Origin of the sequence: Kitasatospora sp. NPDC058190, assembly GCF_042883685.1 — a bacterium.
GTDB lineage: Bacteria > Actinomycetota > Actinomycetes > Streptomycetales > Streptomycetaceae > Kitasatospora.
In genome coordinates this window covers 1-25602 of record NZ_JBHVVI010000096.1, presented here as the reverse complement: position 1 = coordinate 25602, position 25602 = coordinate 1, and the positions used below count along the sequence as shown (strand labels likewise).

Sequence of the window (25602 nt, the reverse complement as noted above, 5' to 3'; positions counted from 1 at the left end):
CCAATTGAACACCCCACAGCCCCAGAGCGACGGCCAGCTGGGCGAGCTGGACGTCGAGATCCTGCTGCGCTTCGGCCTGCCGAACCCGGGAAGGCACCGCTCCACCCTGTTCGGTGACGGCGCGGTGGCCGCCGCGATCACCGTCGACCGGCTCGGCGTGCTCCCGCGTGCCCTGGTCTTCCTCGGCGAGGTGGTCCGCACCGGCGGCACCCGCTTCGCGGCCGGGCTGCCCGAGCCGCTTCCCGGCCCGGCAGCGTCAGTGGCGCGCGGCTGGCTGACGGCCGCCGCCATGGTCGTGCAGAACCCGACAGGCGACCAGCTCGTCGCCCGCTGGCTCGACGCGGTCGCCGCCGTGCTGGCGCTGCGCGTCACCCACCGAGAGGCGAACGCATGAAGCGGCGGTGGCGGCGGATCCTGCTGGCGGTGGCCGCGGTGCTGGCCGTCGCGGCCACCGTGGGCGCAGTGGCCATCCATCGGATGACCACCGGCAGACTCGACCACGGCACGGTGTTCACCCAGACCTCGGGACAACTCACCGTCAAACCCGGCGAGCTGTTCTCGATCGAGGTATTCGCCAACCGGGAGGCGGGCGACAACTGGACCATGGCCACCCCCGCCCCCGACCCGGCCATCGTGCAGACCACCGGCGACGAGTACGTCCAGAACTTCGGTCTGGCCAACCTGACCGGCGCGCTCGGCGCGCTCGGCGCGGATTCCGGCGGTCACTACTACTTCGTCTTCCGGGCCGGCCAGAACCCCGGCCGTACCACCGTCACCATGCACGTCGCGTACCGGGACGAGCTGGGCGGGAACTTCTCCGGCGGCCCGGAACGGACCAAGCGCCAGTTCACCATCGACGTCCACTGAGCCGCCTCGGGCCTACCCCGCGTCAAGATCCACCTGGACCGGACCATGGCGCTCGCGGTGCCGGCCGAATACCTGTGGTCGGCGACCCCGACCACGGACCCGCAGGTTCATGGACGTCGAGTTACCGTCGTGGGTGGGCTGCGTGGTGTGGGGCGACCGACTGGTCCAATGGTGGCCGAGCGTCGTCGTAGCGAGTGGGAGCCGCTTCACCTGGGGCCCCGTCGACGGACGGGTGGGCACGCGCGTCGGCCAGGGCCAGGCCTCGGTTCTGCCAGTCGTTGCGGCCATGTACAGGATCTTGAGACCACGAGCGGCCCATGGCAGGCTCGTGGCGCATGATCGATGAATTCGCGAAGGACAACCTGCACGGGAGACTGCGGCGGGACCGCGAGGCGCTGCTCTGGAAGCTCGACGGCTTGTCCGAGTACGACGCTCGCCGACCTCTGACAGCGACCGGGACCAACCTCCTCGGCCTGGTCAAACACGTGGCCACCGTCGAGGCCAGGTACTTCGGCGAGGTCTTCGACCGCCCTTCCCCGGAACCCCTGCCCCGGTGGCAGGACTCCGACAGCGGCGATCTGTGGGCGGCCGAGGACGAGACCCGCGATCAGATCATCGGGTTCTACCGGCGCACGTGGGAACACTCGGACTCGACGATCAGCGAGCTTCCCCTCGACGCCCCCGGCCACGTGCCGTGGTGGCCGGAGCCTTTTTCGAACACCAACCTGTTCGCCGTCATGGTCCATGTCCTCGGCGAGTCCAACCGGCACGCCGGGCACGCCGACATCCTGCGCGAGAGCCTCGACGGCCGGACCGGGATGCGCCCCGAACACGAGAAGCAGATCGACGAGGAAGCCCGTGCAGCCTACTTCGCGAAGATCGAACAGGCCGCCAGATCGGCCGCACCAATCAAGGCATAGTGGTCGCCTCCGAAAGTCCTTCGGGGGTTGACTCCGGAGGCGGCGTCGAGTGGAACTGGTCGGATGTCGGGGCTGCGAGACGCAGTCCAGGGCGTGCCACCTCCGGGGCCCGGGGTCCTCAGACGGGGCGCTTGGCCATGACGACCACGCCCGGCCCCGTCTGCTCATCCGCAGGGAGCCGGAGTTCGGCGACCGGGTGTAGTCCGGCCTGCTCGATCAGGTCCATGAGCTGTTCCGGCCGCCACTTGTGCGTGGTCCAACGAACGGGTACTCCTCCGTAGGCCTCGGTGCGCACCACATCCTCGTCACCGACGTGTGTGGCGGCGATGAAGTGCCCGCCCGGCTTCAGGGCGTGCGCGAAATGGGCGAGGACCTGGGGAAGGACATCGCGGGGAAGGTTGAACAGTGACCACCACCCGAGCACGCCGCCGAGGGAGGCTTCACCGAGGTCGAGCTCGGTGGCGGAGGCGACGCTGAAGCGGCATTGCGGATGAAGACGGCGCGCGTTCTCGATCATGCGGGGAGAGAGGTCCACCCCCGATACGTCGAGTCCGCGTTCGGCGAGGTAGCCGGTCACCGTGCCGGGGCCGCAACCGACGTCGAGGACGGGCCCGAGTTCGCCGACGGTGTCGGCGAAGGCGTCGATCGACGCCTTGAGCCAGGGATGGCGGCGCATGTCACCCATGCCCGTCGTCACCACCATGTGGGCGTAGTTGTCGGCCACCTGGTCATAGGACTCACGGACGACGTCGAGATCGGCTGGGCGGTCAATATGGCGTGCGCGCATCAGCCAACAATAGGACGGTGGCCTTGTGGCATCCGGGGGCATCGGTGGAACGGTCATCCTGCCCGACGAGTCCCGGCGCGGGCACGGAGCAGCTGCCCGCCCTGTGTTCGATGGACGACGAGACGATCTACGGCCCGACCGTCTACACCTGGACCCTGGGCCAGGGGATCGAGCACGGCTACCTCGCCGACTACCGCGTCCTGGTCCCCGTCGTCACCGACGAAGACCTGCGCGACCTGCTCAACCTGCCCGCCGTCGCCGACCTGCGCACCCAACGCTCCAACGAGGACCTGCTGCGCCTGGCCCTCCAGGTCGCGGTGCTGCGCGCGGTCGCGGACCTGGACCTGCGCCGCGTGATCACGTTCCACTCACGCGTGTCGGGGGCGCGGGAGTTCGCCGCCGACCTGCCCGCGGCGGCCGCCCTGCTGAAGGACGCGGACCGGCCGGAGCGGATCTGGGCGAAGGCGGTGGCCGGCACCGACCGCCTGCGGGACCGGCGGGCCGCGTTCGCCGAGTTCAAGGCCCACACTGGAGAGGACGGCGAGGAATGCGGCATCCTCTGCAACAGCCGGCTGCTCACGGAGGGCATCGACGTGGCCGCCGTGGACGCGGTCTGCTTCGCCGACCCCAAGTCCAGCGTGATCGACATCGTCCAGGCCGTCGGCCGGGCGCTGCGCCAGTCCTACCGGCAGGGCAAGGTGTCCCGGGTCATCATCCCCGTCTACCTGCCGACGCCGTTGGTCGGCGACGACACCGCCGTCGCCGACCCGGCCGAGGTGAAGGATGCGGGCGAGGCGGTGAAGGCCGAGGCCGACACCGAGATGGAGGCCTCCAGCTTCCGCACGATCTGGAGGGTCCTGCGGGCCCTGGCCGCGCACGACGCCCGCGTGGTCGGCCGGATCACCGAGCTGCGCGCCCACCGCGCCCAGCCCCTGCACGCGACGGCGCAGGCCTCCGAGGACGGCGCGGCCGCCGAGGCCGGGGCGGGCGAGCAGCCGCCGGCCCAGGTGGAGTCGCCGATGGAGTGGCTGCGGATCGACGCCCGTCGCCACGCGGCGCGGATCCTCCAGACGGTGAAGCTGCGCGCGTTCAACCCGCGGGCGACCGAGTGGCAGCGCATGCACGGCCTGGCCACCCGGTTCCACCTGGAGCACGGCCACCTCGACCCCACCGACCGCGAGACACACGGCGAGCTGATCTCCTGGCTCGACCGGCAGCGCTACCTGAGCGGCCAAGGCCTGCTCGATGCCGCGCGGGTCTCGGAGCTGGACGCGCTCGGCATGATCTGGTCCAAGCACGCCAACGCCTGGGCACGCGGCTACGCCTACGCCCGTGCCTGGGCCGCCCACCACGGCCACCTCGCCGTCCCGGCGACGGAGAAGCTGGACGGCTACGCGGTGGGCGCCTGGATGCGCCGCCAGCGCAAGGCCGAGAACCTCACCAAGGACCAGGTCGCCAAGCTCGACGGGCTGGACGAGCTGTGGCGCCTGGAGCCGGACTGGAACCGCTCCTACCGACGCCTGCTCGCCTACCTTGCCGCCGGCGGCACCCTCACCGGCCCGGCGAACCGCACCGGCCTCGGCGACGACCCGGCCTTCCGCCCCGGCACGTGGCTGCGCAAGCAGGACAAGGCCCGCACCGACGGGAAGCTGACCGACCAGCAGACCGCGCTCCTGGACGCGCTCCACCGGCACGCCGAGACCGTCACCGGCTGACCCGCCCCGCACCGACCCAGCCGCATCGACTCTCCGTTCCGGCCCGCCCAGGCCGGGACCGACACCATCAGGAGGAGACGAATGCCCGCACCCGAGACCGCCCAGCCGCCCGGCAACGGCTGGCGGGAAGAACTGGAGACCACCCGCCTGGCCCGCCTCGCCGTCGCCAGGCTGCGCCGCGGCCTGGCGACCGGGAGCGACCGGGAACTGCTGTCCGGCCCGGAGCTGGCCGCGCTGGTCGAGGAGTTCGACCGCATGCGGGTAGCACTCGCCGCGTCCTGGGAGCGGGCGGCGGACCTGTTGGAGGCGATCCCGCACCACCCGACCGCGCTGGCCGTACCGTACTGGTACGGCCAGGGCTGGGAGGACGCGGTCCACCACCTGCGGGACATGGCCGACGGCATGGCGCCCGCGCCCGCCCCGCACCCCGTTCCGCGGACCCCGGAAGGCACCACGCGATGACCGACTCCACCAGCCCCGCCCCCGATCCCGCCGCCGCGCCCGTGCGGCTGGAGCTCTCCGCGCACCCAGCCAGGCCCGCGCCCGTCGAACGGGACCTGGGCCGGGCGATCCTCGACTCGCCGCTGGTACGCGGCGCGATCTGGCTGCGCTGGACCCGCCACGACGGCATCCGCACCCTGCACCACGGCGCCGGCCTTGCCCGCGGCTGGACCGAGAAAGACATCGACGGCCTGGACGGCTGGGTGGCCCTGATCGACGGCCGGATCGTCCTCGGCGCGGGCCCGGACGGCCGCCCGCAGCCCGTTGTGCACGACGAGGCCTGGCAGGCCGGCGCCACCCTGCACACCGCCCTCGCCCAACACCCCGCCGACCCACACGACCACGACGACGACCAGACCGACGAGGCTGAGCTCGACGACCAGGAGCACGGGCTCCTCGGCGACATCCGCCGCCGGGTCCGCCAGCGGGCCGCCGGGACGAGCCTGCGCGCCATCACCCAGTCCCTCACCGCCATCCAAGACCACGTGCGCACCGCCGACCGCTACGCCGACACCAGGAACGAGAAGGCCGCCCTCCAGGCCGCCACCGCCCGCGACGAATGGCAGCGCATCCACGACCACGTCGCCACCACCGCCGCCCCGCTCTACGACCCGGACCAGGACAGCGAACTCCAACGCGCGCTACACGCCGAACACCACCGCCGCGACATCGCCGACCGCCACGCCGAAGCCGCCCACCAGGCCCGGCAGACCACCGACGTCGCCCACCGCCGCCTCGCCGGCACCGCCGCCCAACCCCGCTACACCACCCTCGACCGCGCCGGCCTCCGCTTCCTCACCGAAGCCGACCACCAGGCCGTCCGCGACCTCACCCACCACCTCGACCCCGCCACGCTCCGCCAGGTCACGAGCTGGCTGGAGCGCACCCGCACCGCGGCCCTCGCGCTGCGCGGCACCGAGCAGGCCCCTGTTGCCCGGCCTGTCGTACGCCGCCGCCAGTTCTGACGGACTGTGCCCGCCAAAGGTGTTGACCTTGCTGTTCGGCGGGCGTCGGATGGCGCTCCGGGCCGGGCCCCACAGCCGGCCTGCAGCACAGGAAGGAATTGATGCCCTGTGACCGACTCCCGTGCCGAGCAGCCGAGCACCCGCCGCCGTATCGACTGCGAGGACTGCCAGGCCGGACCGGACAGCGGCGACATCCGCACCATCTCGATCGGCCGTGACAGGACCGTCACGGAGATCTGGCACACCGACCAGTGCCCCACCTACACGGTCGAGCGGATCCTGATGGAGGCCGGCGTCGCGAAGGTCAAGGAACAGGACTCGAGGGCCAAGGACGCCTTCCCCGCCGCTCACCAGCGACTCCATGACGCCGCAGCCGCCGTCTTGGCCGACAACGCCGCAGCGCCGTTCGTCGCGGCCCTTCTGGAACTCGTCCAGGCCCAGGCCAACGACACCGGCCGCTTCGTCGCCCTGGACCGCGATCCTCGACCGGAACTTCCCGCCGCAGGACCCCACCTGAGCGGCCCCGCCACACCTGGCTGACGGCGACATAGCGAAGGCGCCGGCCACCCATAGGGGGCCGGCGCCTTCGCTATGTCGCCCGGCTCGGGCCAGACCCGGGGATTTGAGCCGATCCGCCGACTACGCCACCTCGTCCGACGACACCGGGTCGTCGATGTGCTGGAGCCGGGAACGGGCGGTGACCCGATCCTCACCCGACAGCTTCGCCCAGTACGGCCCACACGAGATGGGAAGCCTGCCGCTCGGCCTCCTCCAGCCGGGCGCACTCCGCCCGCTGTTCGTCGCTCAGGCCCTGCCGCGCCACCTCCAAGTCGCCGCCCCACAACGGCAGCGATGCCAGGTAGGCATGGCGCTCGGCCTGCACGGCCATCAGCGCCCGCTGCGCCTCGATCAAGTCGTCGGGGTACTCGAAGGTCTTCTGCTTTCCCACCGTGCAATCGTACGGGTGGCCTAACCGCCGCTCGGCTGCGCCTTGCCGCCGACCTGCTCCACCCGCCCGTCGACCGGGCCGGTCTGCGCGCCACCTCAACCGATGCCGACAACCAAGCCGCCTGCGAAGTGCGGGGTGGGGGTGGGCTCGTGTTCGGGTGCTGGCGGAGACGGAGAGGCGCCCCGCACGTGGGTTCGTGCGGGGCGCCTGCTCTGGAGGTCAGGCGGGGCGGATGTTCTCCGCCTGCGGGCCCTTCTGGCCTTGCACGATGTCGAAGGTCACCTTCTGGCCCTCCTGGAGTTCGCGGAAGCCCTGGGCCGCAATGTTCGAGTAGTGGGCGAAGACGTCGGGACCACCGCCGTCCTGCTCGATGAAACCGAAGCCCTTTTCAGCGTTGAACCACTTCACAGTGCCGGTAGCCATGCGCTTCTCCCTCGAGGGACTGATCGGGTCCCACGATTGCGGGCCCGGAGGTGATCGCCTTGGTCCGGAGAGGCGCTGAACAGCAAAAACGCCCACGACATGTAACCGCGGGCGAGAACTTCGGAACCACGACTGCTTGATCAAAACGTTACACCGCAGGGGATCCCGCAGCCAGGGAGCCGAGAAAGACACGCAGCGGCGTAGCCGTTGCGCCCACACACGCGCCTCGGCCGACGTCGTGCCGCCACCGCTGTGCACGGGGCAGAGACTCCCCGCTGCCCAGGTGCGGCAGGCATGGCACCGGCAGACCCTGGGAGAGGAACCGACCACAGGGGAGAGCGATGACCGGTGCCAGCCCTTCACGGGAACCGAGTGCGATGGTCCACATGTCGATCGCCGGTGCGCTACCCGTGGCGAACGTGGTCGCCGACGCGGTAGGCCAGTCGTTCAGGCTGATCGCTGTCCCGGGTCCCGGCACGGCCGGGGACTATGTCTCACCCGCCGATCAGGTGGTCCGCACCCGCTGGCAGGTGGACACGTCGGCGCCGATCACCGAACCCGCCACACGGCCGGTTGCCCTCGCACATGCTGGTGCTGGCCCGGTGAAAGTGGAGCTCGGCGGTAGAGCCGATGCCGTAGTCAAGGTCGCGGCGCTGATCCGCGACTGCTTCCGTGCCGGACCGCCGACGGGGGTTTCACAGGCGTTCGAAGTGTGGCCCGAGAGTCCGCCACCCGCCACAGGCCAGGCGTGAGCGCGGCAGCACGCGCCCAGCCGTCCCGGCCGGGCCGGACCGCGTTCCGGCGCGGCGCCGCCAACCCGAACAGCTCGACCAACGCCCTGCGCTCCGACGTCCTCGGCGCGCTCGGCGTCCTCAAGGTCGCCACTGCCGACCAGCTCCAGCGACTGCTGCGTCCGGGGGCGACGTCGAACAAGGCGATCCGGCAGGCGTTGCGCGATCTCGCCCTGCACGGCCTGGTCGCCTCCGACGGCAACACGAGACCGTCACCGGCTGACCCGCACGGCACACCGCCGCATCCGACCCCGCCGTCCCGGCCGCTGGGCCCACTCGGGCCTCAGCGGCAATCCTTGATGGCCGTCCCATCCGCAGGGCAGGCCACGAAAAAGAATCCATCTTCACTAATAATATGCGGCATAGGAAATTGTAACAATGGCCCCGCAGAGCAGAATGCATGCCGGCCAGCTCCACCATTCCCTGATATCGTCGCTAAGGCCCCCGAGTGCCAAAATTAGGGCGATCGCCGCCATGACGGGAATCTCGGCCTTGACTTGGCGAAGGGCTAGAGTGCCTATTGTCAGACTTAAGAGGCTAAGCCCATTCACGAAAAATCGTTGGGCGCATTTGTAATAGTCATAGGCTGGATTCGTGCTCCCGCCGGTAGCTTTGCCGTACCTTGCCGCTTGCGCGTATAGCGCGCAAATTGCCGCACCTGAAAAAGCTGTGGTGGCGAGGGATCCAGTTACGGTTGTGATCTGATTCTCGGTCCAGGGGAGGAAGCCCATGGATTCCTGCTTCGCCGAGTCTACAAGAGGAACTACCAGGAATGCTGCACTAATCGAACCGAAGAGAGCCATTACGACCGGCAGGCTCGTTCCGTAGGTCTCTTCTAGGTTTGGAAATCTGTGCAGCCATCGCTTCATATGACGGCTCACTTTAGCTTGCGCCCGCAATCTGGGCAGCGTCTAACATTATGATCGTCGGAAATTCGATGTCCGGTCTTACATTCTCTGTAGTGATCATACTCGGACATTTGATGTTGGTTGTGTGGCATATTGCAGAGGATGACCGCTCCATGCGGGAGGCATGTTGGAATGGCCCTCAGGAATAGTCTTACCCCGCGCGGCACCCATCCTCTATTTTCCACTAAGGTGATCAAGTCTGGCGGCTCGCTCTGAGCGTATCCGGTGAGAAAGTATCTCTCGTCGTTGTGAGCCGCATGAACACTCACTCCTTTCTCGTGGAGGACCGGGAGGATCTTCTCTGTGAAGTATTCCTTGAATTCTTCTTCCGACTCCGGCCCGGAAATCTCTAGGAGGAATATTCCCGCAGGCTCCTCGTCCTCGTCCGGTTCCTCGTCCGGTTCCTCGTCCGGGCTTCTTCCTTGCCGTTCAGATTTCTGTGGCCAGCCTTCTACGCCGATGACATTGACACTGCGGCCATAGTTCGTGCAATCGGGGGCGGCCAACAGGGTGACCAGACGCTGATGCAGATCCTGGCCTGTGCCGACTGCGGCCAGGTCCCCGAGGAGGAGAGCACCTGGGAGTACGGCGCCAGGGACAGGTCGAGTGGACCCGCCGCCTCGACGGCCGCTGCTGGCCCTGCCACCAGGACCGCGAGGAGGGCCTGGAACGGGAGGCCGAAGAACAGCTGGAAGTCGCCCGGGCAGCGAACGCCGCGCTGCGCCCGTGCTGGACGTGCCGGGGCTCGATCGGGGGGAAGGCGGGCTCACTGCTGGAACTCGACGAGAAGGCCGGCCCGGACCGGCTGGAGTGCCCGCAGTGCGTCAGCGACCGGGAGGTGGAGGAGCTGGGCCCGCTGGTGCTGCCTGCCCCGTCCAAGCGGGAGTTGGTGGCTGCGCTGGTCTCGGCTCCGGACGATCCGTGGTGGGAGATCCGGCGGCAGCATGCCCGCGACTACCCGAACCGCAAGGCGTAACCCCCACTGATGTGCCAAGGGCGTCCGGGGTGTGTTGGGACGGTGCGAAACCGGCCCGGCCGGCGACTCGGCGCGTGGGGTTGTTGGATCGGCGGTCACTCGCTGTGCTGCCGGGTACGCGACGAAGCGGGTTTGTGCGGGGCGTTGGTGGGCTCGGCACGCCAGGCCCGGTGGGCGCGGAGGAGGGCGGCACGCTGCTCGGGGGTTGTGTCGCGCAGGACCATCCGCAAGGTGATCAAGTCACGGAGAGCGTTGGTGAGTTCGGTCAGCGCGCCCCGCGGGTGACGCGCGAGGCGCGCGAGCAGGCCAAGGGCGGCGGGGGCGACGATCAGCATGCCGGTCAGTTGGTGCATGTCCATGGGTCATCCCCTTGGTTCGTCGGGTCGTCGTTCCGCGCGGCTGGGCACACGGGACTCCCAGAGGCAGAACTGTGGACGTGTCACCTCCGCCTGTGCGGAGAGCACACTTCCTGACCCCCCGTCACACGGGACGCGTGGGTGGCGTGCATCCAGGAGGGAATAACGCTTTGTGCAATGACAGCTACAGCAAGTGACAGAATCGGTCGATGGGAATCCGGAAGCAGGTGGACAGCGGGGGTCCGGAGGTCGAGGCCCAGGCGCGGCTGGAGGCGGCTCGCGCGGCCAACGCCGCGCTGCGTCCGTGTTGGACGTGCCGGGGCTCGATCGGGGGGAAGGAGGGTTCGGAGCTGGAGCTGCGGGAGAAGGCCGGCCTGGACCGGCTGGAGTGCCCGCAGTGCGTGCGGGATCGCGCCGAGAAGAACCTGGGCCTGCTGGTGCTGCCCGCCCCGACCAAGCGGGAGCTGGTGGCCGCGCTGGTGTCCGCTCCGGACGATCCGTGGTGGGAGGCGCGGGTGCTCCACGCGAAGCTCTACCCGGCGAAGGGCCGCTAAGGGTCGTTGAGGGTCGAACGGTCGGGCCCGCCACTGGCGGCTCTGTACGGTGACCGGTGTATCTCCCGATCAAGGAAGAGCACCTGATGAGCGACGTGATCGTCTCGGTTGAGGCGGTTGAAGAGGTCCGGCCGACTGAGCTGTCGACGGACGCGCTGGACGAGCAGTTGATCGGGCAGCTGGTCGACCGGGCCCGCGCGAGCGGGCTCCAGCAGGTCACGGCCGTACGGCTCGGGATCGCCGGTGGCTCTCGGCGCAGCAGCTTGTTCCAACCGTCCGGTAAGGCAGTGGTCATGACGCACATTCGCTCTCCAACGATGATTCGCAGGACAACATATGCCGGTAGGCGATATATATAGGCGCATGACAGAACGCTCCCTGCAGGAGCCCACGCTGCTTCTGCTGACCGCGCTGGCCGATGCCCCCAGGCACGGCTACGCCCTCATCCAGGAGATCGCCGCGATCTCCGACGGCCGGGTGAAGATGCGCACCGGCACTCTCTACGGCGCGCTGGAACGGTTGCTCGGCCAGGGCCTGATCCGGGTCGAGAGCGAGGAGATCGTCGACGGCCGGGCCCGTCGCACCTACGCCCTCAGCGACTCCGGCCGCGAGGTGCTCAGCGCCGAGGCGGAACGCCTCCGCGCCGTCGCCGCCGAGGCCGATCGCCGGCTGTCTGCCGCCCGTCCGTGGCTGAAGGGGGCCTTCGCATCATGAGCGACCGCGTTCTGAGGGGGGCCCTGCGCCTGTACCCGGCCAAGTACCGGCGTGAGTGGGGTGAGGAGATCGCGGCAGTGTTCGCTGGCATCACGGCCGGCGCGGGCCGTTGGGCCGTCGCGCGTGAGCTGTTCGACCTGGCGGGGCACGGCGTGCGGGCTCGTCTGGGCTTGAGGTCCAGCGGTACCTTCGCACGGCTGGCGGCGATGGCTGCGCCGTTCGCGGCCGCCGCGGCGGCGGGCATCTCCCTGATGGACCTCTACATGCTGGCGCGCGACTGGCTGCGCCACGGGGATGCGGCTCTGTGGGTTCCGTCCGCCCCGCCGTTCTATTACGCGTACTGGATCGGCCGGGGCAGCGAGGCGTTGTTCCTGGCCGTGGCGGGCGCTGCCGTGTTCGGGCGGTGGACGGTCGCGCGGCTGCTCGGACCGGTCGCCGTGCTGCTTGCGGTCGTGACCTGGCTTGTCGAGAATCTCGATTTCATGGCGCACCACCACACGGTGTGGATCAGGAGCCTGGTCGGCCTGGTCATCCAGGTCGGCCCCCAGGCGCTGTGGGTTCTGATCCTGCTCGCCGCCCCGCCGGATCTGCTGGGCCCGGCCACCTGGCGACGCGGTCTGGCCGCAGTCGCGGGGGTGCTGGTGGGCGGTGTGATGTGGGGCCACACAGTCATGTATGGCCTCTTCCGATCCCTGAGCATGCTCGACGGTGCGCTCCGTCCAGCCTTCCCGGTCTGCGAGCTGGTGCTGCTCCTGGTGGCTGTGTCAGTCCTGCGGCGCGGTCGATACGCCCCTGCGGCCGCGGCACTTGCCGGTGCCCCGATCGGCCTGGTCTCGCTGGTTGTGACCATTCACGCGCTGTGGAGCCCGTATTCCAGGGATGAGGCCATGGCTGAGCTCGGAGTGCTCGCGGCGGTTGCCGTGGTCGGGGTGGTCACCGCGATCGTGGTGGAAAGCCGCTGGGCTCCGGCCGCACCTGAGCGGAGGCCGCCAACGGTCGGTTGATCGCCCCTGCCGGGCACGGGGCACACCTCCAGCCCCCCGCGAGCGCGGCGGCCGGGTCGGCGCCGCGCTCCCGGGGCGCCGGTGATCACTGGGCTGGCCGATCCGAAAGACATCGGCCCGGAGATTCGGCGTCAGCTCCCGGAGGCCCTGAGTAGGGTCGGGGCTCACCGAGATGACCCGCCGCCACTGGCAAGGCCACCACCTCGGCGACGGCTACTGCGACCGCACCCGGGCGATCCCGATCCTGTTCACAAAACTGGAACTCCCTGGAGTACGGCCCCCAGGGACGGCAGGAGTGGACCCGCCGCCCGGGCGGCTGCTGCTGGGACTGCCACGAGAAGGAGCAGCAGCGGAGCCAGGAGGAGCGCGAGGCCGAGGCCCAGGCGCGGCTGGAGGCGGCCCGCGCGGCCAACGCGCAACTGCGGGCGACCTGGCCGCCTCAGAAGGCCGCCAGGTCGCCCCCGCCGGGCCCGGCCGTCGCCGCTTTTCGATCCGCTGTCGAGCGCGTGCCGCTGCTTGCGCGGCGCATCCAGATCGGCCCGCAGGATCCCGTCGACCACCGCCTTGTACGGGTCCAACGCAGTCGCTCGTGGCGGGAGCTTCTTCCGCGGCTCCGGCCAGGCCGAATCGACGGCCTTCCTGATCGTCCGCCACGACACGTTGTACTTGCGTGCGATCTCCCGCAGCTTCATGTCGTCGCGATGGTCGCGTCGGATCGCGGCGTACAGCTCGACCTTCGGCATCTGCGGCATGACCAGGGCCTCTCACCAGGAGCACCCCCGATGCTGACCTGGCAAGTACCCCAGTGGTCACCCGTCCGTGGTTCGGTGTGACTCCCAAACTCGTGAACAACTGACCTCACAACTCGTGATTGATGCCACTGTTCGCCCCGTTCGCTCCGCGCGTCTGATCGGTGCCGTTCGTCGGGTTGATCGGGCAGGATGTTCGCATGGAGGCATGGCGGACTGAGGCATTGATCAAGCTCGTGCTGGATCCTGCAGCGTGAGGACGAGCGGGTGGACGCCGCCATGTACCTGTGCGAGAGCAATGACCCTCGTGTCCGTGCGGCACTGGTTCAAGTCTGCTGCGACCAGAGGGCCGGCTACTCGCTGACTGCGGCCTGTGCGGGCGAGTCCCTGGGAGAGATCGCCGCACGGACCGCCCCGCTCACGGCGGAGGAACTGGCGCCCTTCCGTGGAGAGGCGCTGAGGGAGTACCGCACCTCGTACGAGCAGTTCATCGGCGTCGGCAATGGCGCGAGCGTGGGCTGAACCCAGCTCGGTGAGATACGACAAGCTTGCCGTTCGCCACGAGGCGACCGTGCTGGTCGCGGCCATCAACGAATGGCTGTGACCAGCCTTCACAAAAGCCTCTGGGCGAGGTTGTCGGTGACGCGCTGGAGCACGGAGACTGCAGTCGCGTATTCCTCCTCCGTGATGTCGCCGAGGAGCTCCGCACGCACCAGGTCCATGTGTTCCTTCGCAGTTGCCAGGCCCTCGCGGCCCTGCTCCGTGAGGGTCAGCCGGCCGTCCGCGCCGATGCCGAGCCAGCCCCGGTGTACGAGGGCGTCGACGGCGTGGACCATCACCTGGGTGCCCATGCCGTAGGGCACGGCCACGGCGCGAATCTCCTCCCTGGTGAGACCGTGCTCGGCGCGGACGATGTTGTTGAGCGCCCACCACTGGGGCTGGGTCACGTCGATGCGTGCCAGGGCGGCTTGCGAGTGCCGCAGGATCGCCTCGGTGGCGCCCCAGGCAACCAGGGCGATGGGCCGCTGGCCGAGCGTGGCGGTGCCGTTCTGCGGGGTGCTTACGGTCGTCATGATCGCTAGGCTAGAACCTCAAGTGCGGTTGAGGTCAAGATCGTGGCGCTGCCGCCGCGAGATACGAGGAACTTGCCGTGGGCCAAAGTGGCAACCATGCTGATCACAGGCCTCAACAAGCGGCCGTGACCAGCACTTTCGCAACAGACCCTAGGTGTTCTGCCCCGTGAGGTTGGGGACGCGGGTCTCTGCGGTGAGGGGTGGGTTTGATGGATGCGGCGAGGGTGGAGGCGTGCTTCGTCACGGTCGTCGGCGAGGTGGTCCAGCAGCGCCTGGGGCAGGCAGCCGGGCAGGTGCGCTTCGAGGAGTTGGGGCCGGTTGCGGCGTTCCCGGTGGTGCCGGGGCGCAGTTGGGGTCCGGGGCGGTGGTGGTCCTCGACGACGGGGCGGCTGGTGGCGCACGGGTCGATGGCGATGCGGATGCAGTTGATGCTGCTGGACCGCGAGCGACAACCAGACCGCGGGACAGCCGGATTGCGCCCCCGAGCCCAACTCCCGGCCGGAATCATGAGACGTCTCAATCCGCAGGCCAGAGGCCGGTGAATACGTGAGACGTTGGGACAGTGGATCAAGGTTGTCGTCATCTCGCACCGTCCGAGAAAGTGAGTGCCTCATCAACTCACCCCGGGCGCCGTCGGCCGCCCGGGTCCGCAGGTGCCTTCTGCACCTGCGTACATCCACGAGGGAGATCCATGCGCAAGACGCGCATCATCATCGGCACGACCGCGATCGCTGCCGCATTGGCTCTGTCGTCGACCACCGCAGAGGCCGTCAGCAACCCGCCCGGCGGCGGAGGCGCCTACCGAGGCTTCTCCCTCAGCAAGGGAGATACCCTCTACCCGGGCGACTACATCCAGAGGCTCAACGGCGACGGCACCCACTACCTGATCCTGGAGATGCAGCCGGACGGCAACCTGGTGGAGTACGTCTCACAGGACAACACCGGTGGCGGCCCCTGGAAGGCGTGCTGGGCCACCGGCACCAACAACTCCGGGGCCGACCACGCGGCCTACCAGCAGGACGGGAACTTCGTCGTCTACACCCCTGGCAACTTCCCCGCATGGGCCAGCAACACCCAGGGAGGCGCGGGGTCAACCGTCGACATCAACGGCACGGGCCAGATATTTGTCGGGGTGAAGCAGCTCACCGGCGACTGCAACTGGGGGTAACACAGCGGCACTGCGCCGCAGAGACGGTGACCGACAATCAGACCGCGGGACAACCGGATTGCGCCCCCGAGCCCAACTCCCGGCCGGAATCATGAGACGTCTCAATCTGCAGGCCAGAGGCCGGTGAATACGTGAGACGTTGGGGCAGTGGATCAAGGTTGTCGTCATCTCGCACCGTCCGAGATAGTGAGTGCCACACTACCTGAGGCCACGTGCGTCGCTTCGGGCTCGTACCCGAAGAACCGAGAACGGCCGACCCACCGACACGGGCTCGGGATGGTGCACGTCGGTCGCGAGCGCCGATCACCAACGACCCACGCGTCCGGCCTCGGCTCGTCACGCCGCCCCGTAGGGCTCCGAAACTTCCTCACAGCTGCTGACCTCGGGCGGTGTGCTCGATCCGTGGTCGGGCATGATCGGTCCTTGTGTTCGTACGGATGATCTACCCGCTGGCCACAAGGATCTTCACATGGCTTGCTCTGCTGTGCCGATCCACCGCGGCGAAGAACGCCGAGATTCTGATCCTGCGGCACGAGGTTGCGGTGCTGCGCCGGTAGGTCTCGGCGCCGAAGCTCGGCTGGTCGGACCGGGCGCTGCTGGCCGCGCTCGCCCGGCTCCTGCCCCGGGCACCGCGCGGTCACCGGATCGTCTCCCCGCGCACCCTGCTCGCCTGGCACCAGCGCCTGAACACGCGGAAGTGGACCCAACCGCGCCCGCCGGGGCGCCCGCCGCTGTCCGACGCGCTGCGCGAACTGATCGTCCGGTTCGGCACCGAGAACCCCCGGTGGGGATTCCGGCGCGTGCACGGCGAGCTACGCCGCCTCGGATATTCGATCAGCGCGGCTTCCGTGCGCCGCGTCCTGCGTGCCGCCGGCCTCGGCCCCGCACCGCGCCGTCATCCCGCGCGCCGAGAATGGGCTGCCTTCCTCAAGGCCCAGGCCAGCGGCCTGCTCGCGACCGACTTCTTCCACCTCGACACCATCGTGCTGCAGCGGCTGTACGCCCTGTTCGTCATGGAGGTGCGCACCCGCACCGTGCACGTCCTCGGAGTCACCGCCCATCCCACCGCCGCCTGGGCTACCCAGCAGGCCCGGCAGCTGCTCTGGCAGCTCGGCGACCGCGCGGCCGACTTCACTCACCTGGTCCGCGACCGGGACGCGAAGTTCACCGCCGCCTTCGATGCCGTCTTCGCCAGCGAGGGCATCACCGTGGCCAAGATCCCTCCACGCAGCCCCAACTGCAACCCGCACGCGGAGCGGTTCATCCGCTCAGTACGCCAGGAGTGCACCGACCGCCTGCTGCTGTTCGACCGCGGCCACGCCGAGAGAGTCCTTCACGACTACGCCCGTCACTTCAACGGCCACCGACCACACCGCGCTCGCAACCAACTCGCACCGTTGGACGACCCGAACGTCGTTCGCCTGCCCGCAGCTCGGGTCGAACGCAGCCGAGCTGTCGCCGGCTTGATCAACGAGTACCGCCGAGCAGGCTGACCACTCGACACCTTCCCAGCTCGCAGCCGGGTGAAGCCGTTTTGAAGCCCTACGAGGGCTTCCGCTGGCTCACAGCATGGGTTTTGCCATGGGCATGGCGGATTGTGGCGTTCCGCCGCCCGTGGGCGGTTCTATGACTTCTTCAAACCAGGCGGACTTCCGAACGCAGAAGCCGATGAGACGGACACCTACATCGGCGAGGAAGGCAGGGACGGAACACTCAAGCCGGGCATAGCACAACGAATGCGGTCACGGGCGAATGCCACTTACAGGAGTAAAACTCTCTAAACGCCCACTCAAGGCACGTCATCCCACCAGCCGTTCGCAACCCCAGCGAGTCACACGGCCCTCGGTCCGCGTCAGAGCTGAAAGCTCAAAGCGGGGAAACACGGATGAAGGCGTGCGGCCCGTCAGGCGTCGGGCGGTGCGGGTCAAGTGAGCCTGGTCGGCGAAGCCGGCGGAGGCCGCTGCGGCGGCCACGGTCTCGCGGGGCAGGTCGGCGACTGCCACGCGCAGCCGCGCCCACTGCCGCAGCCGTGTGAGTGGGATGCCCACCGAGTCACGGGCCAGGGCGCGCAGCCGTGATGGCGAGATTCCCACGCCGGCGGCAACGGCCTCGATGCCGGCATCGCGGTCGGGCCTCGGGTATTCCCCCACGGCATGGGCGAGCCGGGGGTCCAGGGAGGCCGCCTCCCCGTGGAGACGGGTGAGTTCGGCGCACGCGGCGGCGAGGTCGGCATGAGCGCCGGCCCCGCTGGTGGGGCCGAGGGCGTCCAGCACACGCTGGGTCTCGGCGACGTCGAGGCGGCACGGTCCGGGGGCGGAACGGAGTTTCCAGGGGTCGAGGAAGAGGGCGACATAGGCCGAGGAGGTGGCGCAGGTGTGCACCAGTTGCGGGGGCACGATCATGCCGGTCGACGCCATGACCCCGTCGGCATGCCTGACCTCGATCGGGCCCGCGAGGGACAGCACGACCTTCCATGCGGGATGGCGATGACGGGTGACCTGGAACGGGCCCGACTCGGCGAACATCGTGGCCGTGGGACCGGTGAGGAAGTCGACTCGCCGATCGTTTCGTTCAAGCGCCCAGCTGCGTGTCGGGGCCACGGTCATGTCATGAACGATATCGCGGCCATCACGTTTGGCATTTTCATGATTGTCTCGGGTACGGCGCACTTCCTGTTCCCCGCGTACATGCGTCGTCTGATCCCGTCGTGGATGACAGGCCTGCTTCCTCCCTTGCTGGGTCAGGTCGAGTTCCTCGTCGTGGCCAGTGGGGTGGCGGACATCGTCGTCGGGGGTCTGATCCTCGTGCCACAGGCACGGGCCGTGGGCGGGTGGGCCGCCGCCGGTCTGGTCATGACATACCTGGTCTGCCATGTGGACGCCTTGACCAGGTCGTTCAACGACCGCCCACGACGGCTCGGCGGTCCGACGGTCCGGCTGGCGGTCAACCTCGGCTATATCGCGTGGGCGATCGCAATCGGATGGACCGCGGCGTGACAAGCTCTCGCCCATGGTTTGCGCGACGCCGGCGCTCACCGGGGAGGGCGCGGCGCACCAGCGACGATCCAGAAGTCTGGTTCCGGTGCTACCGGGGGCGAGCCGGGCTGGAGCGCCAGAAGGCCCGCGATGGCCCCGCCCCGGGTAGCGGCCACCGACGCCGACCACCAGGCCGTCCGCGACCTCACCCGCACCCTCGACCCCGCCACGCTGCGCCAGGTCACGAGCTGGCTGGAGCGCACCTGCACCGCGGCCCTCGCACTGCGCGGCACCGAGCCGGCCCCGCCCGCTCGGCCGAATGTTGTGCGCCGCCGGTTCTGACAAAAGCCACAGGCGCGGTCACCACCCGGGTGACCGGCGCCTTCGCTGAACCGCTGGGAGAGTCCCTGGAACACGGCGGTGGCCTCCGCCCCGCGGGCGTGGGGAGGCCAGCGGCGGACGGGCCGGCCTCGGCGACTGGGGGAGCGAGCCGGCGGCCACCTGGAGGTCACGGACGCCGTGCCACCGGCCCGGCGGCAACAGGTCGCACGGCCATCGGCATGCTTACGGTCTGCTGGTTGATGGTGCCAGGTCGCGGTGAGGTGCGCTTCCGTATCAGATGGACTTCGAACAACTGCTCTGAGACCCGGCTGGATCACGGTTGGTCCTCCCTCGAGAGGAGAGGCACGGAACTGGCTGTCTTCGATCCTGCGTCTGCCGCGTGATCGCGGAGCGCAGGTCCGGCCTGCGGCCTCAGCCGCCCCCGTTAGGACGCAGGGAAGCGTCCATGACTTGTGTTCGTCGGTTGCCTGCGGGATTTCGAAGGTGTGTGCTGGATTTAGGGACGCCTGTTGACGGGTGTCGGCGGAAGTACGGGAGTGCTCCGCATGAATGAGGAACGGGTATGTGAGGACTGCCGCAGCCAGGCGCCGCCGGGTGCGGTCTTCTGCCCTCAGTGCGGTCGAGCCCTGACCGCAGTACCGCCTGAATCAAGGGGATCAGCGGGTTCGGTTGGCCGCGAAACCGTGTGGTTGGCGCCGGACTGGTCGGAGTCGCCGGGCCCGGTTTCGCAGCCCCCACTGCCTCCTGCGGCCCGACCTGGGGGTGGTGGGTGGCGTCCGGAGCAGCCGGTTCCTCCTGCGGAAGGGCGCAAGCAGCCTGTCGTGGAGACCGACTCTGGTCGCGCCTCTGCTCCGCAGCCGCGGGTCCTCGGTCCGCCCGACCGGCCGGGCGGCGAGACGGTTGAGGGGACGGTGCGCGGTGTCCAGATGCAGCACTACGAGAACGGCTCCATCTGGAACTTCCTGGTTGAACGGTATGGAGAGGCGGGCGAGAGGGTTTTGCTCGTTCCCGTCGAGATTCGCAGCAGCTTGGGCGCTCAAGGGGCCTTGCGCGACGGAGACTGGGTCAAAGCCAAAGGGCGTATGCGCTCCGGGACGTTGCAGGTTAAGCGGCTGGAGAATCTGACGACTGGCGCCACAGTGGGGGCCAGGAAGATGTCCAAGGCCGAGTGGGTGGCGCTCATCGTTGTCATCGGCCTCATCCTCGGGGGCATCCTCTATGGCGTCCTCAGCTCGCTTTCCGAGCCATCGTTCCCGCCCGGCCCATGAACGCCGACGACTTTTCGCCAGCTGACCTCGACCGCCTGCAGCGTGTAGGGTTCCAGCCCCCCTTCCCGGCTACGGATGGCCGGCTGACGCTGGCGCCTGCCGCCCTGCGCAGCTGCCTGAAGGTCACCGGTATCGGGCGGCTGGAAAAGACCCCGCCGACGGGTGCAGGCACGCTGCGGCCGGGCACCGACCACGGTGCGCCGTCTGGACTGCCGCTGGCAGTTGAAGCCGCACCGATCACCCGCGATCTCCTGGTGGCCATGTACACCTACCAGGTACCGCTGGTTTTCGAGGCGGGCTGCACGGGCGATCAGGCGTCCTTCCGTATCGGCACCTGGCTTCCCGACCACGGGTCCGAGCAGTCAGCGCAGTGCAACGCCCGCCTGCTGCGGACCGCACTGCAAACCCTGTACCCCGCCATCGACCTCATCCCCGACAACCCCGTCACCGGCAGATGGCCGCAGGGCGGGCTGGTCATGGGGATCCCGACCACCAAGCCACCCGATACCACCGACGGCGCCACGCAGTTCGACCGGCTACTGCGCGCCCTGAGACACCTGAGGTGGAACGCCCTGCTCCTGGCACAGCCCCTCGACGAGGCCCTGGTACGTGACCTGAAACTGCGGCTCATCAACGAGATGCGCTCGGTGGATACCGCCACCAAGCTCGGCGGCGTACCCAGCCCGCTCGCCGACTATTACCTCGACATGCTCACCTGGCAGCTCAAGTCACTCACCGACGGCCAGGCCACCGGCACCTGGCGCACCGCCGTCTACCTCCTCGGCGACGAGCACAGCTACCCAGAGCTGGCCAGCCTGTGGCGCGGCGTCTTCTCCGGCGAGCACTCATACCCCGAACCGGTGCGCGTCTGGGAAAGCGAGGACATACCGCAGCTCGCCACGACCTGGGCCCTTGTCGACCCCCTAACCACAGAGGGAGCCCCAGGCCGATACCGCCAGCCCTTTCAGCACCAAACGCTGCTCACCTCCAGCCAGCTCGCCGCGTACGTCCACTTCCCGAACCTGGAAACCAACGGCTTCACCGTCACCCAGGTCCCCGACATGGACACCGTCCCCCCATCCGTGGACGGCACAGGACTCGAACTCGGCACGGTGATCGAGCGTCTACGACCGACCGATACGGCCTACCGCATCGCACCAGGCAGCCTTACCCGGCACGCGTTCATCACCGGCGTCACCGGCTCAGGAAAGACCAACACCGTCCTTCACCTACTGCGCCAAGCCGCTGAGCAGGGAATACCTTTCCTCGTCGTGGAACCGGCGAAGACCGAGTACCGGGTCCTGCTGCGCGACATGCAGCTAGGCCCGACACTGCGGCTCTACACCCTCGGCAATGAGATGGTCTCGCCCTTCCGGCTCAACCCCTTCGACGTGCCTGAAGGCATTCCCGTGGCGGTTCATCTCGATCTTCTGCGTTCGGTGTTCAACGTCAGCTTCGGCATGTGGACGCCCCTGCCACAAATCCTCGAAGCCAGCCTGCACGCCATCTACACCGACCGCGGCTGGAACGTCACCACAGACACCAACCGTCGACTCGACCCTCACGCTGACCGCTCCGCAGCCTTTCCCACTCTCACCGACCTCGTACGCAAAGTCGAAGAGATCGTTCCGCAGCTCGGATACGAGGACAAGGTCACCGGCGACCTACGAGCGGCCCTATGTACCCGTTTGAACAGTCTGCGCACCGGTGGCAAGGGGCGCATGCTCGACGCCCGGCGCGCCCTACCGATGCAGGCTCTCCTATCCGAGCCCACCATCCTCGAACTCGAAGGCGTGGGTGACGACGAGGACAAGGCATTCCTGATGGGCCTGCTGATGATCCGACTCGCCGAGCAGCGCCGTGTCCAGGGCGATACCGAAGGCCTTCAGCACCTGCTGGTCATCGAAGAAGCCCACCGACTGCTCGCCAACACCACCAACGGGGTCCGCGGAGGCGCAGAGGGAGAAGCCGATGTGAGAGGCAAGGCCGTCGAGACGTTCGCCAACCTTCTCTCCGAGATCCGTGCCTACGGCCAGGGAGTCGTGGTCGTCGACCAGATCCCCACCAAGCTCGCCCCCGATGTGGTCAAGAACACCAATCTCAAGATCGTCCATCGCATCGTCGCAGGAGACGACCGCGCCATCCTCGGTGGCGCCATGGTCATGACCGCCCGCCAGACCGATGCGCTCGCAACCTTGCCGGTGGGTCGTGCTGCGGTCTTCACCGAGGGAGAGGACGCACCACTGCTCCTCCAGGTAGCGCAGACAAAGGGCGGCGGCGGTACCTGGCCCACCCACTCCCAAGTCCGCGAACACATGACGCGCCACGGGATCACTACCGAGGCCTACCTTCTGCCCTCGGGGATCTGCGACCAGCGATGCCTGACCGCGCCCGAGGCATGCGAGACGGCCCGAACCCTTGTCGAGGACCCGCGGGTGATGCGCACCCTCGCCCGTGTCCTCTTCTCCGTCGTACAGACCCGCGGCGCCTTGGACCGGACTTGGCCAGACATTCTCGCAATTGTCGAACCCCGCAGACCACACTGGCTCGACACTCACGCACTGCTCACATGCCTGATACCGCACGCCGCCCGCCAGTTCGCCGAAACCTGCGGCGCACGTGCGCACTGGACCTACACCGAAACCGCATCCGTCGCGAACCTCATTGACCAGGCGCTGACTCAGCACCACACAGGGCAGGATGCGACCCAGGACGCCACCAAGCTACGAAACCAGCTCCTAGCGTTGCAGGGCGGTACCTACGGCCCTTACCAAAGCTGTGCCCGTATATGGAAAGGCCGACCCGGGCCCTGTCTCTGCTCCCATCACGTAGCGGAACTCGTGGCAGCTGGCGACTTCGGTGAACTGTGGCAACGCGCCCGTGAAACCGATCGCGCCTCCCATGACGGCAGCCGCCATGCAGTTTGGGAAGTGTGCCAAGACGCCGCCTACCAGCTTATCGAGTTCCCAGAAGCGAACGAAGATCCCGATCTCCAAATACACCTCCGAGGCATCGCCCACTGTATAGCTCTGTGCTTTGCGCAACAGATGCTCGCAGCTGAGAAATGGCCTCATCCCGCTACGGAGCGACGAGCCCTCAACGCTCTGCTCGCTGAGGCCGAGGGCTCTCGGCCTTCCACAGTGCAGGACACGCATGATGCATGACGTAACAGATTTCACATCGGAGACTGGCGGCACCGGCGGATCGCCCGCCGCAGGCCCCGCCGACCGGGGCGACAGCAGCCAGGAAATCACCGCGCAAGGATCTAGCCAAGGCGAATGGGGTCTGCCCACGGTCGCCCAGGCTGATGGAGGGCAATGCAAGGCTCCTGATGCGGGCCAGAGCAAAGGCGATGATGGAGGGCAATGCAAGGCTCCTGAACCCGGCCAGAGCAAAGGCGATGATGGAGGGCAATGCAAGGCTCCTGAACCCGGCCAGAGCAAACGGGATGATGGAGGGCAATGCAAGGCTCCTGAACCCGGCCAGAGCAAACGGGATGATGGAGGGCAATGCAAGGCTCCCGAACCCCCCAAACCGTCTGGACAGAGGGATGTCAAATGCATTGACATGGGCGTCAAGCCTCCGGAATTCACCGGTCCAAGTATCTCCGCCGCGTCGCAGGATCAGCAGATCGAGAGCCGGGCCATCGTACGTCCAGACCCGTCTGGTATTGGTTTCACGACCACGATCGAACGCGGGACTTCAAAGGAGCTGGATGAGCGCCAGTATAACGCAAATATGCAGGCCAGCATGATGATGGTTGAAGGATTCATCAATGTCCTATCCGGACAGCAAGATGTGGTGGACAAGATTAGTAGTGGTGGGCGACAGGTTCAGAAGTGAGTCCGAAACGATTCCGGCAGGACGGCTGCATAGGCCTTATGGCTCGTAACCGATCTTGTTGATGTGAGCTGGCCGACATCCCGTTTGATTCCGAAACCGGCGGTTCGGCCGTCAACGTTGATCCCACCCCGCTGCCGGCCACCACCGCCCCGAGCACCGACACCACCACGGAAACCGCCGCCGCGCAGAACCCGGCCACCGTCCCCGGCCAGCTGCGCCTGGCAGGCGGTCCGCCGCCGGGTGCGCACGATGGCCGGCCCGCTGCGGCCCGTCGCCCATCTGAGTGAGCCCCAACAGGACGTCCTCGTCCTGCACCTCGTCCTCGACCTGCCTGAGACCGAGGTCGCCGAACTCACCGGAACGGATCCGGCGGCCGTGCAGATGCACCTACGCTCTGTTCGCGCGGCTGTAGCCCTCCATCGAATGCGGCTCGGCCATGGCCAGGCTGGTCGTCATTGGCGTCGACGACGCGATGCGGGTGTCAGCACCGACGTTGGGCTCATCCATCATGAGCGTGATCGTGTCACATGGGGGCATCGACAGTACTGGCGGCTTTCGCCCTCACACGGTGGGCAGACCGTCACGGCGAAGGACGCGCTGAAGTACCTGATGGACGTCCTCGGCGATCGCGTCCAGGAGCTCGGCACCGAAGACGCAGAGAGAGTGCTCCCAGGGATGTCCGAAGGTGCCGAAGCGGAGGTCGTCGGCGAGGAAGATGTAGTAGTCGCCGTCCGGGTAGGGGCTGAGCGGCCAGCCCTCCCGAGAACGCCCTTCGAGAACCTGGGGAAGGAACAGGTCGGTCGCTGGAAGATCCGGACGGAGGCGGTAGCAGGTGTGCTGCCAGTCCAGAATCCAGAGTGACTCCCTGGGGCTGCTGCACTTTTCGAGCCCGTCCTGCACCAAGTCGACCAGGTAGTCGAGCTTCCGATCTCCGGGATCGTCATTCAATGCGTCGAGGCTCCACGTGATCGATGGTGAAGGCTCTTTGATGCCGGGGAAGGCGTTGATACTGGGGCGAAAGTCGAACTTGGCGTCGAAGCGGTCCCAGATGTCGGTGTATTCGGAGCTGGTCAATCGGTGCAGGGCTTCGGCCGTCATGGGGTGAACCTATCGCCAGGAGCTTCACCCTCAACACAGAATTCCGGAGGCCGTCCGCTCGCTACGGTGGCCGGGAGCCGGCCGGACGCCGGGGACCATGAAGGGAGCCACGGTGGGGCGATCCGTACTGATGACGGCCGCTCGGGCGCGCGAGGCCATTGGCGAAGCCGTCAGCTCCAGGGTCACCGAGCTGTTCCAGGCGTGCCTGACCGAGATGCGCGAGGACGGCATCGTGGAGGTGTACGCCAAGTCCTGGCGGGGTTCGACCCTTCCCGGTGAGGTTCCCCCGACGTGCGGAAGGTTGCCGGAGATGGCCTGATGGGTCATGAGAAGGGAGCCTCAGCCATGGCCGCACCGATGAAGTACCCGCCCGAGTTGCGCCGGCGCGCGGTGGAGATGTACCGCACCGCCGATCCGAAGCCCGTGATCCGGCAGATGGCCCGTGATCTCGGGGTGCACCACGAGGCTCTGCGGAACTGGATCCGTCAGGACGAGGCGGACCGGGGCGAGCGCGATGACCGGCTCACCACCGCGGAGAAGGAGGAGCTGGCCGCTCTGCGGAAGGAGAACGCCGAGCTCCGCCGGTCCTGCGAGATCCTCAAGGCCGCCTCGGCTTTTTTCGCCCAGGAGCTCGACCCGACCCGGCGACGGTACTG

35 protein-coding genes and 1 pseudogene are annotated in these 25602 nt (G+C 68.1%); 25 read left to right on the top strand and 11 right to left on the bottom strand.

What is annotated here, in order from left to right:
- Positions 1 to 4 precede the first annotated feature (4 nt).
- The 3 genes from ACFVWU_RS33430 (at position 5) to ACFVWU_RS33420 (ending at position 1787) form a co-directional block, all read left to right on the top strand.
- Positions 5 to 394: a hypothetical protein gene (locus ACFVWU_RS33430; RefSeq protein WP_387627819.1), complete on the top strand. Its 390-nt coding sequence runs from the start codon at positions 5 to 7 to the stop codon at positions 392 to 394.
- Complete coding sequence (locus ACFVWU_RS33425) at positions 391 to 867, top strand: protease inhibitor I42 family protein (protein WP_387627818.1); 477 nt, start codon at positions 391 to 393, stop codon at positions 865 to 867. Before ACFVWU_RS33430 ends, ACFVWU_RS33425 begins: the two co-directional genes overlap by 4 nt.
- Positions 868 to 1202: 335 nt before the next feature.
- A complete protein-coding gene (locus tag ACFVWU_RS33420) occupies positions 1203 to 1787 on the top strand; it encodes a DinB family protein (RefSeq protein ID WP_387627816.1) in 585 nt (194 codons plus the stop codon).
- A gap of 118 nt (positions 1788 to 1905) precedes the next feature.
- On the opposite strand, the gene ACFVWU_RS33415 is transcribed toward ACFVWU_RS33420, so the two are convergent.
- Positions 1906 to 2574 (bottom strand): class I SAM-dependent DNA methyltransferase, encoded by a 669-nt coding sequence (locus tag ACFVWU_RS33415; RefSeq protein ID WP_387627815.1) that lies wholly within the window; start codon positions 2572 to 2574, stop codon positions 1906 to 1908.
- A 110-nt stretch (positions 2575 to 2684) separates the two neighbouring features.
- Here ACFVWU_RS33415 and ACFVWU_RS33410 point away from each other — a divergent pair, with 110 nt between their 5' ends.
- The 4 genes from ACFVWU_RS33410 to ACFVWU_RS33395 all read left to right on the top strand — a co-directional run bounded on the left by ACFVWU_RS33410 (position 2685) and on the right by ACFVWU_RS33395 (position 6295).
- Positions 2685 to 4289 (top strand): Helicase associated domain protein, encoded by a 1605-nt coding sequence (locus ACFVWU_RS33410; RefSeq protein WP_387627813.1) that lies wholly within the window; start codon positions 2685 to 2687, stop codon positions 4287 to 4289.
- An 81-nt stretch (positions 4290 to 4370) separates the two neighbouring features.
- Positions 4371 to 4751, top strand: a complete 381-nt coding sequence (locus ACFVWU_RS33405; RefSeq protein WP_387627812.1) for a hypothetical protein — start codon at positions 4371 to 4373, stop codon at positions 4749 to 4751.
- The gene (locus ACFVWU_RS33400; protein ID WP_387627811.1) at positions 4748 to 5755 is read left to right on the top strand and encodes a hypothetical protein; all 1008 of its coding nucleotides are present in this window, start codon (positions 4748 to 4750) and stop codon (positions 5753 to 5755) included. Before ACFVWU_RS33405 ends, ACFVWU_RS33400 begins: the two co-directional genes overlap by 4 nt.
- A gap of 108 nt (positions 5756 to 5863) precedes the next feature.
- Entirely contained in the window at positions 5864 to 6295 is a 432-nt protein-coding gene (locus ACFVWU_RS33395; protein ID WP_387627810.1) for a hypothetical protein, read from the top strand.
- A gap of 169 nt (positions 6296 to 6464) precedes the next feature.
- Here ACFVWU_RS33395 and ACFVWU_RS33390 read toward each other — a convergent pair whose 3' ends face one another.
- Together ACFVWU_RS33390 and ACFVWU_RS33385 are read right to left on the bottom strand one after the other, a co-directional pair.
- Positions 6465 to 6704: a hypothetical protein gene (locus ACFVWU_RS33390; protein WP_387627808.1), complete on the bottom strand. Its 240-nt coding sequence runs from the start codon at positions 6702 to 6704 to the stop codon at positions 6465 to 6467.
- Between the two features lie 219 nt (positions 6705 to 6923).
- Positions 6924 to 7127 carry a cold-shock protein gene (locus ACFVWU_RS33385; RefSeq protein WP_387627807.1) on the bottom strand — a complete coding sequence of 68 codons (204 nt, stop codon included), beginning with the start codon at positions 7125 to 7127 and terminating at the stop codon, positions 6924 to 6926.
- 386 nt (positions 7128 to 7513) lie between these two features.
- Between ACFVWU_RS33385 and ACFVWU_RS33380 the strand changes: the two genes are divergently transcribed.
- Positions 7514 to 7879: a hypothetical protein gene (locus ACFVWU_RS33380; RefSeq protein ID WP_387627805.1), complete on the top strand. Its 366-nt coding sequence runs from the start codon at positions 7514 to 7516 to the stop codon at positions 7877 to 7879.
- Positions 7880 to 8265: 386 nt separating this feature from the next.
- Here the strand turns inward: ACFVWU_RS33380 and ACFVWU_RS33375 are convergent, their stop codons facing one another.
- Positions 8266 to 8787, bottom strand: a complete 522-nt coding sequence (locus ACFVWU_RS33375) for a hypothetical protein (RefSeq protein WP_387627804.1) — start codon at positions 8785 to 8787, stop codon at positions 8266 to 8268.
- A gap of 8 nt (positions 8788 to 8795) precedes the next feature.
- Positions 8796 to 9332, bottom strand: coding sequence for a hypothetical protein (locus ACFVWU_RS33370; protein ID WP_387627802.1), 537 nt, complete (start codon positions 9330 to 9332; stop codon positions 8796 to 8798).
- A gap of 332 nt (positions 9333 to 9664) precedes the next feature.
- On the opposite strand from ACFVWU_RS33370, the gene ACFVWU_RS33365 reads away from it, so the two are divergent.
- Positions 9665 to 9802 carry a hypothetical protein gene (locus ACFVWU_RS33365; RefSeq protein ID WP_387627801.1) on the top strand — a complete coding sequence of 46 codons (138 nt, stop codon included), beginning with the start codon at positions 9665 to 9667 and terminating at the stop codon, positions 9800 to 9802.
- Between the two features lie 95 nt (positions 9803 to 9897).
- Here the strand turns inward: ACFVWU_RS33365 and ACFVWU_RS33360 are convergent, their stop codons facing one another.
- Positions 9898 to 10161 (bottom strand): hypothetical protein, encoded by a 264-nt coding sequence (locus tag ACFVWU_RS33360; RefSeq protein ID WP_387627799.1) that lies wholly within the window; start codon positions 10159 to 10161, stop codon positions 9898 to 9900.
- A 206-nt stretch (positions 10162 to 10367) separates the two neighbouring features.
- On the opposite strand from ACFVWU_RS33360, the gene ACFVWU_RS33355 reads away from it, so the two are divergent.
- The 4 genes from ACFVWU_RS33355 to ACFVWU_RS33340 all read left to right on the top strand — a co-directional run bounded on the left by ACFVWU_RS33355 (position 10368) and on the right by ACFVWU_RS33340 (position 12430).
- Entirely contained in the window at positions 10368 to 10712 is a 345-nt protein-coding gene (locus tag ACFVWU_RS33355; protein WP_387627798.1) for a hypothetical protein, read from the top strand.
- 86 nt (positions 10713 to 10798) lie between these two features.
- Complete coding sequence (locus tag ACFVWU_RS33350; RefSeq protein ID WP_387627797.1) at positions 10799 to 11071, top strand: hypothetical protein; 273 nt, start codon at positions 10799 to 10801, stop codon at positions 11069 to 11071.
- Positions 11072 to 11075: 4 nt separating this feature from the next.
- Complete coding sequence (locus ACFVWU_RS33345) at positions 11076 to 11426, top strand: PadR family transcriptional regulator (RefSeq protein WP_387627795.1); 351 nt, start codon at positions 11076 to 11078, stop codon at positions 11424 to 11426.
- Complete coding sequence (locus ACFVWU_RS33340; RefSeq protein ID WP_387627794.1) at positions 11423 to 12430, top strand: hypothetical protein; 1008 nt, start codon at positions 11423 to 11425, stop codon at positions 12428 to 12430. The genes ACFVWU_RS33345 and ACFVWU_RS33340 overlap by 4 nt, the downstream gene beginning before the upstream one ends.
- Positions 12431 to 12678: 248 nt before the next feature.
- Here ACFVWU_RS33340 and ACFVWU_RS33335 read toward each other — a convergent pair whose 3' ends face one another.
- The gene (locus ACFVWU_RS33335; RefSeq protein ID WP_387627793.1) at positions 12679 to 13182 is read right to left on the bottom strand and encodes a hypothetical protein; all 504 of its coding nucleotides are present in this window, start codon (positions 13180 to 13182) and stop codon (positions 12679 to 12681) included.
- Positions 13183 to 13446: 264 nt separating this feature from the next.
- Between ACFVWU_RS33335 and ACFVWU_RS33330 the strand changes: the two genes are divergently transcribed.
- Positions 13447 to 13701, top strand: a complete 255-nt coding sequence (locus ACFVWU_RS33330; protein WP_387627791.1) for a hypothetical protein — start codon at positions 13447 to 13449, stop codon at positions 13699 to 13701.
- 89 nt (positions 13702 to 13790) lie between these two features.
- Here the strand turns inward: ACFVWU_RS33330 and ACFVWU_RS33325 are convergent, their stop codons facing one another.
- Positions 13791 to 14252 carry a MarR family winged helix-turn-helix transcriptional regulator gene (locus ACFVWU_RS33325; RefSeq protein ID WP_387627790.1) on the bottom strand — a complete coding sequence of 154 codons (462 nt, stop codon included), beginning with the start codon at positions 14250 to 14252 and terminating at the stop codon, positions 13791 to 13793.
- Positions 14253 to 14461: 209 nt separating this feature from the next.
- On the opposite strand from ACFVWU_RS33325, the gene ACFVWU_RS33320 reads away from it, so the two are divergent.
- The 3 genes from ACFVWU_RS33320 (at position 14462) to ACFVWU_RS33310 (ending at position 16913) form a co-directional block, all read left to right on the top strand.
- Positions 14462 to 14794 (top strand): hypothetical protein, encoded by a 333-nt coding sequence (locus ACFVWU_RS33320; RefSeq protein ID WP_387627788.1) that lies wholly within the window; start codon positions 14462 to 14464, stop codon positions 14792 to 14794.
- Positions 14795 to 14943: 149 nt separating this feature from the next.
- The gene (locus ACFVWU_RS33315; RefSeq protein ID WP_387627787.1) at positions 14944 to 15420 is read left to right on the top strand and encodes a hypothetical protein; all 477 of its coding nucleotides are present in this window, start codon (positions 14944 to 14946) and stop codon (positions 15418 to 15420) included.
- Between the two features lie 593 nt (positions 15421 to 16013).
- Positions 16014 to 16913, top strand: a complete 900-nt coding sequence (locus ACFVWU_RS33310; RefSeq protein ID WP_387627837.1) for an integrase core domain-containing protein — start codon at positions 16014 to 16016, stop codon at positions 16911 to 16913.
- A gap of 306 nt (positions 16914 to 17219) precedes the next feature.
- Here ACFVWU_RS33310 and ACFVWU_RS33305 read toward each other — a convergent pair whose 3' ends face one another.
- Entirely contained in the window at positions 17220 to 18026 is an 807-nt protein-coding gene (locus tag ACFVWU_RS33305) for a helix-turn-helix domain-containing protein (RefSeq protein WP_387627785.1), read from the bottom strand.
- Positions 18027 to 18029: 3 nt separating this feature from the next.
- On the opposite strand from ACFVWU_RS33305, the gene ACFVWU_RS33300 reads away from it, so the two are divergent.
- The 6 genes and pseudogenes from ACFVWU_RS33300 to ACFVWU_RS33275 all read left to right on the top strand — a co-directional run.
- Positions 18030 to 18416 (top strand): hypothetical protein, encoded by a 387-nt coding sequence (locus ACFVWU_RS33300; protein WP_387627784.1) that lies wholly within the window; start codon positions 18030 to 18032, stop codon positions 18414 to 18416.
- A gap of 129 nt (positions 18417 to 18545) precedes the next feature.
- Positions 18546 to 18737, top strand: coding sequence for a hypothetical protein (locus ACFVWU_RS33295; protein ID WP_387627782.1), 192 nt, complete (start codon positions 18546 to 18548; stop codon positions 18735 to 18737).
- 821 nt (positions 18738 to 19558) lie between these two features.
- The gene (locus ACFVWU_RS33290) at positions 19559 to 20005 is read left to right on the top strand and encodes a hypothetical protein (protein ID WP_387627781.1); all 447 of its coding nucleotides are present in this window, start codon (positions 19559 to 19561) and stop codon (positions 20003 to 20005) included.
- Positions 20002 to 23169 (top strand): ATP-binding protein, encoded by a 3168-nt coding sequence (locus ACFVWU_RS33285; protein WP_387627780.1) that lies wholly within the window; start codon positions 20002 to 20004, stop codon positions 23167 to 23169. Before ACFVWU_RS33290 ends, ACFVWU_RS33285 begins: the two co-directional genes overlap by 4 nt.
- On the top strand, positions 23159 to 23848 hold the full coding sequence (locus ACFVWU_RS33280) for a hypothetical protein (protein WP_387627778.1): 690 nt from the start codon (positions 23159 to 23161) through the stop codon (positions 23846 to 23848). Before ACFVWU_RS33285 ends, ACFVWU_RS33280 begins: the two co-directional genes overlap by 11 nt.
- A gap of 249 nt (positions 23849 to 24097) precedes the next feature.
- A pseudogene (locus ACFVWU_RS33275) lies at positions 24098 to 24190 on the top strand (hypothetical protein); the annotation flags it as partial.
- 45 nt (positions 24191 to 24235) lie between these two features.
- On the opposite strand, the gene ACFVWU_RS33270 reads toward ACFVWU_RS33275, so the two are convergent.
- The gene (locus tag ACFVWU_RS33270; protein WP_387627776.1) at positions 24236 to 24358 is read right to left on the bottom strand and encodes a hypothetical protein; all 123 of its coding nucleotides are present in this window, start codon (positions 24356 to 24358) and stop codon (positions 24236 to 24238) included.
- 51 nt (positions 24359 to 24409) lie between these two features.
- On the bottom strand, positions 24410 to 24946 hold the full coding sequence (locus ACFVWU_RS33265) for a DUF2716 domain-containing protein (RefSeq protein WP_387627775.1): 537 nt from the start codon (positions 24944 to 24946) through the stop codon (positions 24410 to 24412).
- A gap of 112 nt (positions 24947 to 25058) precedes the next feature.
- Here ACFVWU_RS33265 and ACFVWU_RS33260 point away from each other — a divergent pair, with 112 nt between their 5' ends.
- Both ACFVWU_RS33260 and ACFVWU_RS33255 read left to right on the top strand, forming a co-directional pair.
- Positions 25059 to 25265, top strand: a complete 207-nt coding sequence (locus ACFVWU_RS33260; RefSeq protein ID WP_387627774.1) for a hypothetical protein — start codon at positions 25059 to 25061, stop codon at positions 25263 to 25265.
- Between the two features lie 26 nt (positions 25266 to 25291).
- The coding region (locus ACFVWU_RS33255; RefSeq protein ID WP_387627772.1) for a transposase at positions 25292 to 25602 on the top strand (311 nt) is incomplete at its 3' end.

Coding starts and splice junctions, on each gene's coding strand:
- ACFVWU_RS33425 (WP_387627818.1), top strand. CDS start 391: ATGAAGCGGCGGTGGCGGCGGATCCTGCTGGCGGTGGCCGCGGTGCTG.
- ACFVWU_RS33420 (WP_387627816.1), top strand. CDS start 1,203: ATGATCGATGAATTCGCGAAGGACAACCTGCACGGGAGACTGCGGCGG.
- ACFVWU_RS33415 (WP_387627815.1), bottom strand. CDS start 2,574: ATGCGCGCACGCCATATTGACCGCCCAGCCGATCTCGACGTCGTCCGT.
- ACFVWU_RS33410 (WP_387627813.1), top strand. CDS start 2,685: ATGGACGACGAGACGATCTACGGCCCGACCGTCTACACCTGGACCCTG.
- ACFVWU_RS33405 (WP_387627812.1), top strand. CDS start 4,371: ATGCCCGCACCCGAGACCGCCCAGCCGCCCGGCAACGGCTGGCGGGAA.
- ACFVWU_RS33400 (WP_387627811.1), top strand. CDS start 4,748: ATGACCGACTCCACCAGCCCCGCCCCCGATCCCGCCGCCGCGCCCGTG.
- ACFVWU_RS33385 (WP_387627807.1), bottom strand. CDS start 7,127: ATGGCTACCGGCACTGTGAAGTGGTTCAACGCTGAAAAGGGCTTCGGT.
- ACFVWU_RS33380 (WP_387627805.1), top strand. CDS start 7,514: ATGTCGATCGCCGGTGCGCTACCCGTGGCGAACGTGGTCGCCGACGCG.
- ACFVWU_RS33375 (WP_387627804.1), bottom strand. CDS start 8,787: ATGAAGCGATGGCTGCACAGATTTCCAAACCTAGAAGAGACCTACGGA.
- ACFVWU_RS33360 (WP_387627799.1), bottom strand. CDS start 10,161: ATGGACATGCACCAACTGACCGGCATGCTGATCGTCGCCCCCGCCGCC.
- ACFVWU_RS33355 (WP_387627798.1), top strand. CDS start 10,368: ATGGGAATCCGGAAGCAGGTGGACAGCGGGGGTCCGGAGGTCGAGGCC.
- ACFVWU_RS33350 (WP_387627797.1), top strand. CDS start 10,799: ATGAGCGACGTGATCGTCTCGGTTGAGGCGGTTGAAGAGGTCCGGCCG.
- ACFVWU_RS33345 (WP_387627795.1), top strand. CDS start 11,076: ATGACAGAACGCTCCCTGCAGGAGCCCACGCTGCTTCTGCTGACCGCG.
- ACFVWU_RS33340 (WP_387627794.1), top strand. CDS start 11,423: ATGAGCGACCGCGTTCTGAGGGGGGCCCTGCGCCTGTACCCGGCCAAG.
- ACFVWU_RS33335 (WP_387627793.1), bottom strand. CDS start 13,182: ATGCCGCAGATGCCGAAGGTCGAGCTGTACGCCGCGATCCGACGCGAC.
- ACFVWU_RS33325 (WP_387627790.1), bottom strand. CDS start 14,252: ATGACGACCGTAAGCACCCCGCAGAACGGCACCGCCACGCTCGGCCAG.
- ACFVWU_RS33320 (WP_387627788.1), top strand. CDS start 14,462: ATGGATGCGGCGAGGGTGGAGGCGTGCTTCGTCACGGTCGTCGGCGAG.
- ACFVWU_RS33315 (WP_387627787.1), top strand. CDS start 14,944: ATGCGCAAGACGCGCATCATCATCGGCACGACCGCGATCGCTGCCGCA.
- ACFVWU_RS33305 (WP_387627785.1), bottom strand. CDS start 18,026: ATGACCGTGGCCCCGACACGCAGCTGGGCGCTTGAACGAAACGATCGG.
- ACFVWU_RS33300 (WP_387627784.1), top strand. CDS start 18,030: ATGAACGATATCGCGGCCATCACGTTTGGCATTTTCATGATTGTCTCG.
- ACFVWU_RS33295 (WP_387627782.1), top strand. CDS start 18,546: ATGGCCCCGCCCCGGGTAGCGGCCACCGACGCCGACCACCAGGCCGTC.
- ACFVWU_RS33285 (WP_387627780.1), top strand. CDS start 20,002: ATGAACGCCGACGACTTTTCGCCAGCTGACCTCGACCGCCTGCAGCGT.
- ACFVWU_RS33280 (WP_387627778.1), top strand. CDS start 23,159: ATGATGCATGACGTAACAGATTTCACATCGGAGACTGGCGGCACCGGC.
- ACFVWU_RS33270 (WP_387627776.1), bottom strand. CDS start 24,358: ATGATGGATGAGCCCAACGTCGGTGCTGACACCCGCATCGCGTCGTCG.
- ACFVWU_RS33265 (WP_387627775.1), bottom strand. CDS start 24,946: ATGACGGCCGAAGCCCTGCACCGATTGACCAGCTCCGAATACACCGAC.